Annotated in this window: 8 protein-coding genes; 7 read left to right on the forward strand and 1 reads right to left on the reverse strand. The window is 62.9% G+C overall.

The genetic code is table 11. From position 1 onward, the window contains the following. The first annotated feature begins 47 nt into the window (after window positions 1–47). The 5 genes from C0V73_RS14885 to C0V73_RS14910 all read left to right on the forward strand — a co-directional run bounded on the left by C0V73_RS14885 (window position 48) and on the right by C0V73_RS14910 (window position 4,862). Complete coding sequence (locus tag C0V73_RS14885) at window positions 48–1,190, forward strand: class I SAM-dependent methyltransferase (RefSeq protein ID WP_102020761.1); 1,143 nt, start codon at window positions 48–50, stop codon at window positions 1,188–1,190. Beyond that, on the forward strand, window positions 1,187–2,047 hold the full coding sequence (locus C0V73_RS14890) for an RNA methyltransferase (protein ID WP_102020762.1): 861 nt from the start codon (window positions 1,187–1,189) through the stop codon (window positions 2,045–2,047). Before C0V73_RS14885 ends, C0V73_RS14890 begins: the two co-directional genes overlap by 4 nt. Before the next feature lie 2 nt (window positions 2,048–2,049). Beyond that, a complete protein-coding gene (lspA, locus tag C0V73_RS14895; RefSeq protein ID WP_102020763.1) occupies window positions 2,050–2,541 on the forward strand; it encodes a signal peptidase II in 492 nt (163 codons plus the stop codon). 137 nt (window positions 2,542–2,678) lie between these two features. After that, window positions 2,679–3,509 (forward strand): GNAT family N-acetyltransferase, encoded by an 831-nt coding sequence (locus tag C0V73_RS14900; protein WP_245407991.1) that lies wholly within the window; start codon window positions 2,679–2,681, stop codon window positions 3,507–3,509. A 435-nt stretch (window positions 3,510–3,944) separates the two neighbouring features. Then, window positions 3,945–4,862, forward strand: coding sequence for a LysR substrate-binding domain-containing protein (locus C0V73_RS14910; protein WP_102020766.1), 918 nt, complete (start codon window positions 3,945–3,947; stop codon window positions 4,860–4,862). Here the strand turns inward: C0V73_RS14910 and C0V73_RS14915 are convergent. Further along, complete coding sequence (locus tag C0V73_RS14915; protein WP_102020767.1) at window positions 4,859–7,144, reverse strand: NADP-dependent malic enzyme; 2,286 nt, start codon at window positions 7,142–7,144, stop codon at window positions 4,859–4,861. The two genes, C0V73_RS14910 and C0V73_RS14915, sit on opposite strands and share 4 nt — an antisense overlap. A 198-nt stretch (window positions 7,145–7,342) precedes the next feature. On the opposite strand from C0V73_RS14915, the gene mutS reads away from it, so the two are divergent. Together mutS and C0V73_RS14925 are read left to right on the forward strand one after the other, a co-directional pair. Further along, a complete protein-coding gene (gene mutS / locus C0V73_RS14920; RefSeq protein WP_245407992.1) occupies window positions 7,343–9,994 on the forward strand; it encodes a DNA mismatch repair protein MutS in 2,652 nt (883 codons plus the stop codon). Window positions 9,995–10,085: 91 nt separating this feature from the next. After that, window positions 10,086–12,911, forward strand: a complete 2,826-nt coding sequence (locus tag C0V73_RS14925) for a [protein-PII] uridylyltransferase (RefSeq protein WP_102020769.1) — start codon at window positions 10,086–10,088, stop codon at window positions 12,909–12,911.

The raw sequence follows: 12,911 nt of genomic DNA on the forward strand, positions 1-12,911 counted from the left end.
CAATGCTAAGGGCTGGCCGAGACGAACACGACCCACGGATCATTGACGTGAAGAACAAGGAACGTCGCCCCGGCGCCAAGCCATTCCCGGGAGCGAAGGCCAAAGGCAGTGGCGAGACACGGCCGGCAACGGCAAAGCCTTACGCATCGAAGGGCAGGGACGAGCGCCAGGCCCGCGCGCCGCGCCGTGATGCCGAGGCACCAAAGCCGAAGCCCCAGCCGCAATCGCCCGATACGACGGCTGAACCCACCCGTGCTCTGACGGTCCGCAACGGTGATCGCCCGACAGAGCGCGTGCCGCTGATCCTCGAATCCTCGGGTGCCGGCGATTTCCACCTGATCGACAGCGGCGATGGCCTAAAGCTCGAGCAATACGGTCCCTATCGCATCGTGCGCCCGGAAGCCCAGGCCCTGTGGCCGAAGGCGCTGCCCACCCATGTCTGGGACAAGGCCGACGCCGTGTTCACCGGCGACACGGACGAAGACGGCATGGGCCGCTGGCGCTTCCAGCGCGAGGCGCTTGGCGAAACCTGGCCGCTGTCCCTGCTCGGCGTTGATTTTCACGGCCGCTTCACCGCCTTCCGCCATGTCGGTGTTTTCCCGGAACAGATCGCCCATTGGAGCTGGATGAAGCAGAAGATCGAGGCTGCCGACCGGCCGCTCAAGGTCCTGAACCTCTTTGGTTATACCGGTGTCGCCTCGCTCGTGGCCGCCGCTGCTGGCGCCGAGGTCACCCATGTCGATGCTTCCAAGAAGGCTATCGGTTGGGCGCGGGAGAACCAGTCGCTGAGCCGCCTCGACAAGGCGCCGATCCGCTGGATCTGCGAAGATGCGATGAAGTTCATCCTGCGCGAGGAACGTCGCGGCCACCGCTACGACATCATCCTCACCGACCCGCCGAAATTCGGCCGTGGCCCGAACGGTGAAGTCTGGCAGCTCTTCGATCACCTGCCGTTGATGCTCGATATCTGCCGCGAGCTTCTGGCGCCGAAGGCCGTCGGCCTCGTGCTCACAGCCTATTCGATCCGTGCCAGTTTCTATTCCATCCACGAACTGATGCGCGAGACCATGCGCGGCAAGGGCGGCCTGGTCGAGTCCGGCGAACTCGTCATCCGCGAGGCCGGTCTCGACGGCAAGACGCCGGGGCGTGCGCTCTCCACCTCTCTCTTCAGCCGCTGGGTGCCGAAATGACCGACGACTATCGAAACGAAGGCCCGCGCCGCGTCGGTCAGGTGAAGGAAGTCACCAGCCTCGCCAACCCCATCATCAAGGACATCAAGGCTCTTTCCCAGAAGAAGAGCCGCGACGAAAGCCGCACCTTCCTTGCAGAAGGCTTGAAGCTTGTTATCGATGCGCTCGATCGCGGCTGGACCATCCGCACCCTCGTCTATGCCAAGGCCGGCAAGGGCAAGCCCCTGGTCGAAAAAGTCGCCGCCCGCACCGTTGCAGCAGGCGGCCTGGTGCTGGAAGTCAGCGAAAAGGTTATGTCCTCGATCACGCGGCGCGACAACCCGCAAATGGTCGCCGCCGTCTTTGAACAGCGCTGGACGCCGCTCAATGACATCCAGCCGAAGGGCTCGGAAACCTGGATCGCGCTCGACCGCGTCCGCGATCCGGGCAATCTCGGCACCATTATCCGCACGGCCGACGCCGTAGGCGCGTCCGGTGTCATTCTCGTAGGTGATTGCACCGATCCCTTTTCCATGGAAACCGTGCGCGCCACTATGGGCTCGATGTTCGCCCTGCCGCTGGTGAAGACCACACCGGCCGATTTCCTGAAATGGAAGAAGTCCGTGGATACTCGCCTCGTCGCCACGCATCTGGCCGGCGCCGTCGATTACCGCACCATCGACTACCGCTCCAAGCCGGTCATCCTGATGATGGGCAACGAGCAGTCGGGCCTGCCGGATGAGCTGGCTCAGGCAGCAGACAAGCTCGCCCGAATTCCCCAGGTCGGCATGGCCGATAGCCTGAACCTCGCAGTCGCCACCGGCGTCATGCTGTTCGAGGTCCGCCGCCACCTGCTCGCCCTCGATGGAGCCAAGTGACCATGCTTGCCGCCTTCAACCGGCCCGGTCCGGTCCTGATCTTCATCGCCATCGCCCTGATCCTTGATCAGGCGATCAAATATGCGGTGGAGATCTATCTGCCGATGCATGAACTGATCCCGGTCATGCCTTTCTGGGCGCTCTACCGGACCCATAATCTCGGCGTCGCCTTCTCCATGCTGTCGCATCTCGACAGCTGGTTCATCGTCGGACTGCGCCTCGTGATCGTGGCTTTTGTCCTGTGGCTCTGGCGGAAGACCAGCCCTGAGCAGCATTTCGCCCATCTCGGCTTTGCGATGATCATCGCAGGCGCGCTTGGCAACATCATCGACCGCCTCACCTATGGCTATGTGGTCGACTATATCCTCTTCTACACCCAGACATGGTCCTTCGCCGTCTTCAACCTGGCGGATAGTTTCATCACCATCGGCGCGATCTTCATCGTCATCGACGAGATCATCCAGCACCGTAAGCCGGAGCCGCCGGAGGCTTGACGGAGGCGGAAGCCTCCGAAGTTTTGTCACTTTCCTGTAGCAGTCTCGTGTTTAAAGGCCCGTGACTTCAACGCTGGACAGATCCGATGAGCGTGGAACTGATCGAACGAGACCTTCTTCTGGAAAACCCGGCCGTTATGCCGCTGGGGCTTCCCGCTTCGCGCGATATCCTGGGCCGAATTGGTAGCCTGGAAACGCGCATTGCCCGCACCGAACGCGAGATCGACGCGGCCCAGGCCGTGCGCTACCGCGTCTTCGTCGAGGAGATGAAGGCGCAAGTCTGCGTTGAAGATGCCCGCCGCGGCCGGGAAGTCGACAGCTGGGATAGCCTCTGCGATCATCTCCTGGTTCTCGACCGCTCGATCGATGGTGACGCCGAAGACCAGATTGTCGGTACCTACCGCCTGCTGCGCCATGAAGTGGCGATCGCGCATGGCGGCTTCTATTCCGGCTCCGAATTCGGCGTCGACGCACTCGTCGCCCGCCATCCGGAAAAGCGTTTCATGGAGCTCGGCCGCTCCTGCGTGCTGCCGCAGTATCGCACCAAGCGCACGGTCGAACTGCTCTGGCAGGGTTGCTGGGCCTATGCCTTGCATAACCGCATCGATGCCATGTTCGGCTGCGGTTCCTTCCCCGGCGTACAGCCGGAGGAGCATGCGCTGGCGCTCTCCTTCCTGCACCAGAATGCAGTCGCCAAGGGCGAATGGGCGGTCGACGCACTGCCCCATCTCTACCGCGAGATGGACCTGATGCCGTCCGAAGCCGTGAATGCCCGCCGCGCACTCTTCGCGATGCCGCCGCTGATAAAGGGCTATCTCCGCCTTGGTGCCATGGTCGGCAATGGCGCGGTGGTCGACCAGGCCTTCAACACGACGGATGTCCTGATCATCCTGCCCATCGCCAGCATTTCCGGCCGCTACGTCAACTATTACGGCGCCGACGCCGGCCGCTTCGCCAGCGCCAGCTGACGATCGTCTCTTCTCCCCGGCGGGGAGAAGATCCCGGCAGGGAGATGAGGGGGCGGCGAAGCCGAACCACAAAGTCGTCAGTGCTTGCCGATCATTGCGAAACGGCACACCCGCCTGATTGCACCCGGCTGACACGCCGCTGGCAATCTTCCGTGGCCTCCACCCTTACCACCCGCATCGGCACTTCCGCTACCATCGGCATGTCCGCAAGCTCCCGAAGGCTCATTTCCCGCAAAGCAGGATGCCCCATGGGATCATGCCGCCAGTCCCGCACCACCGGTGTCACGGGTTGTCGTTGTCTCCAGAAAAACTTGAACATGGCCTCGCCTCGATAAACTGGAAGGAAGGCGTGAACCTTCGGAACAGGCTTCAGCATCGGCCTTCAGGTGGCAAAATTCAATTGAGTTTTGCCCCTGTTGACTATAGTTTTCCTATATGAAGAACCTCAATCAGGTGCACCTCAACGGTTTGCGTGCCGTCGAAGCCGCTGCCCGCCTTGGCTCACTCCAGGCGGCCGCGGAAGAGCTTGGCGTCTCCATCGGCGCCGTCAGCCAGCAGGTGATCAAGACCGAACAGCAGCTCGGCCGCCCGCTCTTCGAGCGCACTAGCCGTGGCATGGTCCCGGTCGAATCGGCGATCGATGTGCTGGCACGTTTGTCCGATGGCTTCCGCCACCTCTCGGGCGGCGTGGCCCTTGCCAGACGCAGCGACGAGAGCGTGCTAACAATCTCCGTCGCCCCGGTCTTCGCCGCCCGCTGGCTCGTCCACCGCATTCCCGCCTTTTCCGAGCGCTTCCCGGAAATCGGACTGCGCATCGACGCGAACGACCGCCTGACCGATGCCAGCCAGACCGACGTCGATCTGAGGATCCGTGTCGGACGTGGCCACTGGCCGGGTTTCAAGGCCGAACTCATCCTGGAGCAACGGGTCGCCCCGCTCTGCACCCCCGCCATGGCCGAAAAGCTGCGCGAACCCGCCGACATCCTCGATCTGCCGAAGGTCATCGATGGCAGGGCCATGTTCACCTGGGATGTCTGGCTATCGGAGGTCGGTGTTGAAGGCGCCGAGATCAAGGCGCGCCACACCTTCAGCGAGGCTTCGCTCTGCCTCGACGCGACCATCGCGGGGCAGGGGGTGATGCTTGCCTGGCAGACGATCGCGTCGCATCAACTGCAGCACGGCCAGCTTGTCGCGCCCTTTGGTCCTGCAGTCAAAACAGGCTTCGGCCACTACTTCGTGACCGCAGAGAATGCGAGGCGCTCCGACAAGGTGGAGAAGTTCAAGCGCTGGCTGAAGCGTGAGATCGAGGAGGACATGGAGCGGCTGGCAAAAGCCGCTCCGGTCTTCGCTTAACCCGCGGCGTTGTAGGCCGCGATCGCTGCCATATTGACGATGTCGCTGTCCTTGGCGCCCATCTGTGCGATCTGCACCGACTTTTCTAGGCCGATCAGGAGCGGACCCATCACGGTCAGCCCGCCCAGTTCCTGCAGCATCTTGGTCGAGATTGCCGCCGAATGGATCGCCGGCATGACCAGCACATTGGCTGTGCCCGACAGGCGGCAGAAGGGATACTGCTCCATCCGGTGCTGGTTGAGCGCAATGTCGGCGCCCATCTCGCCATCATATTCGAAGGACACGCCGCGCCGGTCGAGGATCTTCACGGCTTCCCGAACGCGTTCGGAGCGTTCGCCGGTTGGATGGCCAAAGGTCGAGTAGGCAAGCAGTGCCACCCGTGGTTCAAGCCCCAATCGATGGGCGACGCCAGCCGCTTCTTCTGCGATATCGGCCAGTTCCTCGGCGGTCGGCATGTCGTGCACGGCGGTATCTGCGACGACAATCGTGCGCCCACGGGCCAGCGCCAGCGACACCCCGATCACGCGGTGGCCGGGTGCCGTGTCGATGCAGCGGCGCACGTCCTCAAGCGCCGTCGAATAATTGCGCGTCGTGCCGGTCACCATCGCATCGGCATCACCAAGAGCCACCATGCAGGCGGCGAAGTGGTTGCGGTCGGTGTTGATCAGCCGCTGCGCATCGCGATGCAGGTAGCCCTTCCGCTGCAGGCGGGCATAGAGATATTCGGTGTAGGCATCGACGCGGGTCGACATGCGCGCATTGACCACCTCGATGCCAGGGCGGTCGAGATCGATCCCGGCCCGCTCGGCGGTCGCCTTCAACGGCTCGTCGCGGCCAAGCAGGATGGCAGTGCCGAGCCCCTGGTTGACGAAGGAGATGGCCGCACGCATCACCTGCTCCTCTTCGCCTTCGGCAAAGACGACGCGTTTGGGGTGGCTGCGCACGTGTTCGTAGATCCGCTGTGTGGCGGCAGCGATCGGGTCGCGCCGGGCGGAAAGTTCATGCGCATAGGCGCCGAGATCCTCGATTTCCTTGCGCGCCACGCCGCTTTCCATCGCAGCCTTCGCGACGGCAACCGGGATCGCCGAGATCAGCCGGGGATCGAAGGGCACGGGAATGATGTATTGCGGCCCGAAGCGGGGACGCTCGCCCTGATAGGCGGCCGCTACATCATCAGGCACATCCTCGCGCGCCAGATCCGCGAGCGCCCGGACGGCGGCGATCTTCATCGCGTCATTGATCTGGCTGGCGCGCACATCGAGCGCACCCCGGAAGATGTAGGGAAAGCCCAGAACATTGTTCACCTGGTTCGGATAGTCCGAACGTCCGGTGGCCATGATCGCATCGTCGCGGATCGCAGCCACTTCCTCAGGCGTGATTTCCGGGTCCGGATTGGCCATGGCGAATATGATCGGGTTCGGCGCCATCGAGGCCACCATCTCGGAAGACAGCGCACCCTTCTGCGACAGCCCGAACACCACGTCGGCGCCGACCATCGCTTCCTTCAAAGACCGACGGTCGGTCTTCACCGCATGGGCCGACTTCCACTGGTTCATGCCCTCGGTGCGGCCCTGATAGATGACGCCCTTTGTGTCGCAGAGAATGATGTTCTCGCCGTTGAAGCCCATGGCCTTGATCAGCTCGATACAGGCGATGGCCGCAGCCCCCGCACCGTTGCACACGAGCTTGGTCGTCTTGAAGTCGCGCCCTGTCAGCTCCAGCGCATTGATCAGGCCGGCAGCCGCGATGATCGCGGTCCCATGCTGGTCGTCGTGGAAGACCGGAATATCCATCAGCTCGCGCAAGCGGCTTTCAATGATGAAACAGTCGGGCGCCTTGATGTCTTCAAGATTGATGCCGCCGAAGGAGGGGCCGAGATAACGCACGCAGTTGATAAACTCGTCGACATTCTCCGTGTCGACCTCGAGATCGATCGAATCGACATCGGCGAAGCGCTTGAAGAGAACGGACTTGCCTTCCATGACGGGCTTGGAGGCCAGCGCCCCAAGATTGCCCAAGCCCAGGATGGCGGTGCCGTTCGAGATGACGGCGACCATGTTGCCACGGGTCGTATAATCATAGGCCGTCGCCGGATCAGCGGCGATCGCCTTCACGGGAACGGCAACGCCCGGGGAATAGGCGAGCGACAGATCGCGCTGGGTCGCCATCGCCTTTGTCGGCGTGATCTCCAGCTTGCCTGGGCGGCCTTGGGAGTGAAAGTCCAGCGCTTCCTGTTCCGTCACCGAGACTTTCGTCCGGCCGGTCGTCTTCTCGTTTGCCATGCTTCCCCTCACCTTGTTGTGGGCAGCGGGCGATCGCCGGCCCATCCTGGTTGTTTTTCCTCGCCTTAAGTCGTTAGTGTTGCACGACTTCCTTTTCAAGAAAACATTGAGCCCGTGACGCTATATCAAGCCACCCAAAGTGATGTCCTGAACGTCGCCGAGCTGACCTCGGAAGAGAGCCGCGCAACGGCCACTCCGATGATGGAGCAATTCATCGAGATCAAGGCCGCCAATCCCGGCAGCCTGCTTTTCTATCGCATGGGCGATTTCTACGAGCTCTTCTTCGAGGACGCGGTTGACGCCTCCCGTGCGCTCGGCATCACGCTGACCCGGCGTGGCCAGCATCTTGGCCAGGACATCCCCATGTGCGGCGTGCCCGTTCATGCGGCCGACGATTACCTGCAGAAGCTGATTTCGCTCGGCTTCCGCGTTGCGGTCTGCGAACAGATCGAGGATCCGGCAGAGGCCAAGAAGCGCGGCTCGAAATCGGTCGTAAAGCGCGACGTTGTGCGCCTCGTCACGCCGGGTACCATCACAGAAGACAAGCTCCTCTCGCCGTTCGAATCCAATTACCTGATGGCGCTCGCGCGCATCCGGGGCGGATCCGCCCCGCAGCTGGCGCTCGCCTGGATCGATATCTCCACCGGCATCTTCCGCCTCGCCGAAACCACCGAAACGCGCCTGCTCGCCGACATCCTGCGCATCGAGCCGCGCGAGCTGATCGTACCCGATACGATCTTCCACGACGAAGAGCTGAAGCCCGCTTTCGACGTGCTCGGCCGCGTGGTCGTGCCCCAGCCGGGCGTGCTCTTCGACAGCGCCAGCGCTGAAGGCCGCATCGCCCGTTACTTCGGCGTCGGAACGCTGGATGGCTTCGGCGCCTTCTCCCGCGCCGAGATCGCGGCGGCTGCCGCGGCCGTTGCCTATGTCGAGAAGACCCAAATCTCCGAGCGCCCGCCGCTCGGCCTGCCCGAACGCCAGAATGCGGCCTCCACCCTCTTCATCGACCCTGCCACACGCGCCAACTTGGAACTGGTGAAAACGCTGTCCGGCGACCGCAACGGCTCGCTGCTGAAGGCCATCGACCGCACCGTCACCGGCGGCGGCGCGCGCCTGCTGGCGGAGCGCCTGATGTCGCCGCTGACCGATCCGGAAGCGATTGCCGACCGCCAGGATTCGATTGTCCATCTGCTGGCCGACGGCCTGCTCGTTGACCGCCTGCGCGACGCCCTGAAGCGCGTGCCCGATATGCCGCGCGCGCTTTCCCGTCTGGCGCTCGATCGTGGTGGCCCGCGTGACCTCGGTGCAATCGTCGCGGGCCTTGCCGCCTCTGCCGAAGTTGGCCGACTGCTCGATCCGTCCAACCTGCCGACGGAACTGTCCGAGGCTCTTGCCGACCTCGCAGCCTTGCCCGCAGATCTTGGCTCCAGCCTGGCCGCGATGCTTGGCGATGAATTGCCGCTCCTGAAGCGCGACGGCGGTTTTCTACGCGATGGTGCAATTCCCGAACTCGACGAACTCAGGGCACTACGCGACCAGTCGCGTCGCGTCATCGCCGGCCTGCAGCTGCAATATGCCGAGGAAACCGGCATCAAGTCCCTGAAGATCAAGCACAACAACGTGCTCGGCTATTTCATCGAGGTCACCGCCGGCAATGCTGGCCCGATGACCGACACGGACGAGGCGAAGTCCCGCTTCATCCATCGCCAAACCATGGCCAATGCCATGCGCTTCACCACCACCGAGCTCGCCGATCTCGAAAGCCGGATCGCCAATGCCGCAGGCCAAGCTCTGTCGCTGGAGCTCGCCGCCTTCGACCAGATGGTAAGCCAGGTCGTCTCAGCCGCGGAACCCATCAAGGCTGCTGCCCGTGCACTTGCGGTGATCGATGTCGCCGCTGGACTTGCAGCGCTTGCCGAAGAGCAGGGCTATTGCCGCCCGCTGGTCGATGATTCCAGAATGTTTGCCATCACCGCCGGTCGCCATCCGGTCGTCGAGCAGGCGCTGCGCCGCCAGGCAGCCAGCCCCTTTATCGCCAATGATTGCGATCTCTCGCCCAATGACACCAAGGGCCCCGGCGCCATCTGGCTGCTGACCGGTCCCAATATGGGCGGTAAATCGACCTTTCTGCGCCAGAATGCGCTGATCGCCATACTCGCCCAAATGGGCTCTTTTGTGCCCGCCGGTGCCGCCCATATCGGGATCGTCGATCGCCTCTTCTCCCGCGTTGGCGCCTCCGACGATCTGGCGCGCGGCCGCTCCACCTTCATGGTCGAGATGGTCGAAACCGCCGCCATCCTCAATCAGGCCACGGATCGCTCGCTGGTCATACTAGACGAGATCGGCCGTGGCACGGCGACCTTCGACGGCCTTTCCATCGCCTGGGCGGCCGTCGAGCACCTTCACGAGGCAAACCGCTGCCGCTCGCTCTTCGCCACCCATTTCCACGAGCTGACGGCGCTCTCGGAAAAGCTCGCCCGCATGTCGAACGTGACGATGCGCGTCAAGGAATGGGATGGCGACGTGATCTTCCTGCATGAGGTCGGCCCGGGAGCTGCCGATCGCTCCTATGGCATCCAGGTTGCCCGGCTTGCCGGTTTGCCGGCTGCCGTCGTCGCCCGTGCCCGCGAGGTTCTGACCCGCCTGGAAGACAGCGACCGCAAGAACCCGGCCGCCCAGTTGATCGATGATTTACCGCTTTTCCAGGTCGCCGTCCGTCGCGAGGAGATCCAGAAATCCGGCCCGTCGAAGGTCGAGGAGGCCTTGCGCTCACTCGATCTTGACGACCTCACGCCTCGCCAGGCGCTCGATGCGCTCTATGATCTCAAGAAACAACTTGGCAAGCCTTGACCGGTAGAGTGCCTGTCAATCGCGCCCGAAAAGCGCTATAGCGCCACCAATCCCGGCTGATTCCCGGGTCCCAAGAGATGATGCCGCCCCCATGGCCAAAGCAGACCTCGCCTTCGACGATCTCCTCGATATCGACGCGCTTCGTGCGTCCTGCAAGACGGTCGCGGAGGCCGGATGCGGCAACATGCTGGAGACCCGCTCGAAGCTCTTGCCGATCCTGAAAAAGGCCTCGGCCGATGCCCGCGAACAGGCGCGCCTGAAGCTCTTTGAAGATGGCAGCGGCATGAACTGCGCCAACCGCATCTCCTGGATCCAGGACCAGCTGATCTCGGTGATCTTCGATTTCGCCCGGATCCATGTTTATCCGAAGGACACCGACGGTCTCTCGGTCGCCGCCGTCGGCGGCTATGGTCGCGGCACGCTCGCACCCGGCTCGGATATCGATCTGCTCTTCCTGCTGCCAGCCAAGGCCGGCCCCGCGATGCACAAGGCAGTCGAGTTCGTGCTCTATCTCCTCTGGGATGTCGGCTTCAAGGTCGGCCATGCCACCCGCACGGTCGAGGAGTGCATCCGCCTGTCGAAGTCGGACATGACGATCCGGACCGCAATCCTCGAAACCCGCCACATCTGCGGCGACGAGGCCCTGATCACGGAGCTGCAGCACCGTTTCGACCAGGAAGTCACGACCGGCACCGCGCCCGAATTCATCGCCGCGAAGCTTGCTGAACGCGACGAGCGCCATCGCAAGGCGGGTGACAGCCGTTATCTGGTCGAGCCGAACGTCAAGGAAGGCAAGGGTGGCCTGCGCGACCTGCAGACCCTCTTCTGGATTGCCAAATACAATTACCACGTCCGCGATACCGACGAACTGGTGCGCCTCGGCGTGCTCTCGCGCCACGAGTGGCGCCTCTTCCAGAAAGCGGATGACTTCCTCTGGGCCGTCCGCTGCCACATGCACTACCTGACCAATAAGCCGGAAGAGCGCCTCTATTTCGACATCCAGCCGGAGATCGCAAAAAGCCTCGGTTATCAGGCCCGCCCGGGTCTATCCGCCGTGGAGCGCTTCATGAAGCACTACTTCCTGGTCGCCAAGGACGTCGGTGACCTCACCCGCATCTTCGCCGCAGCCCTTGAAGACCAGCAGGCCAAGGCAGCGCCCGGCATCGGTGGCATGCTCGGCCGTTTCGCCAACCGCCCCCGCAAGATCCCCGGCGCCAGCGAATTCATCGATGATCGCGGTCGCATCGCGCTTGCCGATCCCGGTGTCTTCAAGAAAGACCCGATGTCGATCATGCGCCTTTTCCATGTGGCGGATCTAAACGGGCTCGAATTCCATCCGGACGCGCTGAAAGCCGTCACCCGCTCGCTGTCGCTGATCGACAATAATTTCCGTGAAAGCGAGGAGGCGAACCGCCTCTTCCTGTCGATCCTCACCTCCCGCAAGGATCCGGGCTTCATCCTGCGCCGCATGAACGAGGCCGGCGTGCTCGGCCGCTTCATCCCGGAATTCGGCAAGATCGTCTCGATGATGCAGTTCAACATGTATCATCACTACACCGTCGACGAGCATCTCATCCGCACCGTCGAGGTTCTGTCGGAAATCGACAATGGCAAGGCGGAGGAAGTCCACCCGCTCGCCAACAAGATCATGCCGGAGATCGAGGATCGTCAGGCACTCTACGTCGCGATCCTCCTGCACGACATCGCCAAGGGCCGCCAGGAGGACCACTCCATCGCCGGCGCCAAGGTCGCCCGCAAGCTCTGCCCGCGTCTCGGCCTCTCGCCCAAACAGACCGAAATGGTGGCCTGGCTCATCGACCAGCATCTGCTGATGTCCATGGTCGCCCAGACCCGCGATCTGCACGACCGAAAGACCATCACCGACTTCGCCGAAAAGGTGCAGTCGCTCGATCGCCTCAAGATGCTGCTGGTGTTGACGGTCTGCGATATCCGCGCCGTCGGCCCGGGTGTGTGGAATGGCTGGAAGGGCCAGCTCCTGCGCACGCTCTACTACGAGACCGAACTGCTGCTGTCAGGCGGCTTTTCCCAGGTCTCCCGCAAAGAGCGTGCCAAGCATGCCGCCGAGCAGCTTACCAAGGCGCTCGAAGGCTGGAGCCAGAAGGACCAGCGCACCTATACCAAGCTGCATTACGAGCCCTATCTGCTCTCCGTTGATCTCGAAGATCAGGTGCGCCACGCCCATTTCATTCGCCAGACGGACAAATCGGGCCAGGCGCTCGCGACGATGGTGCGCACCCACCAGTTCCATGCGATTACCGAGATCACCGTCCTTTCGCCCGACCATCCGCGCCTGCTGTCGATCATCGCCGGCGCTTGTGCAGCTGCCGGCGCCAACATCGCCGACGCGCAGATCTTCACGACCTCGGATGGCCGCGCGCTCGATACGATCCTGATCAACCGTGAATTCCCGATTGACGAGGACGAGACGCGCCGTGCTGCCACGATAGGTAAGATGATCGAGGACGTGCTCTCAGGCCGTAAGCGACTGCCCGAAGTGATCGCCACGCGCTCCAAGGGCAAGAAGAAGAACAAGACCTTCCCGGTCCAGCCGGATGTGCGCATCTCCAACGCGCTCTCCAACAAGTTCACCGTCATCGAGGTCGAATGCCTCGACCGCATCGGCCTTCTTGCCGAAATCACGGCGGTCCTGTCCGACCTCTCGCTCGACATCCACTCGGCTCGTATCACCACCTTCGGCGAAAAGGTCATCGACACCTTCTACGTTACCGATCTCGTCGGCCAGAAGGTCACCAACGAGAACCGCCAGGCGAATATAGCAAATCGCCTGAAGCCCGTGATGACCGAGCAGCCGGATGAGCTGAAGGACAATATGCCCTCGGGCATCATCGCCCAGCCACACCGCGCAGCACCAGCGCCGAAAAAGGCACGGGCCTGA

It is taken from the genome of Rhizobium sp. TH135 (assembly GCF_002855515.1).
Lineage (GTDB): Bacteria > Pseudomonadota > Alphaproteobacteria > Rhizobiales > Rhizobiaceae > Allorhizobium.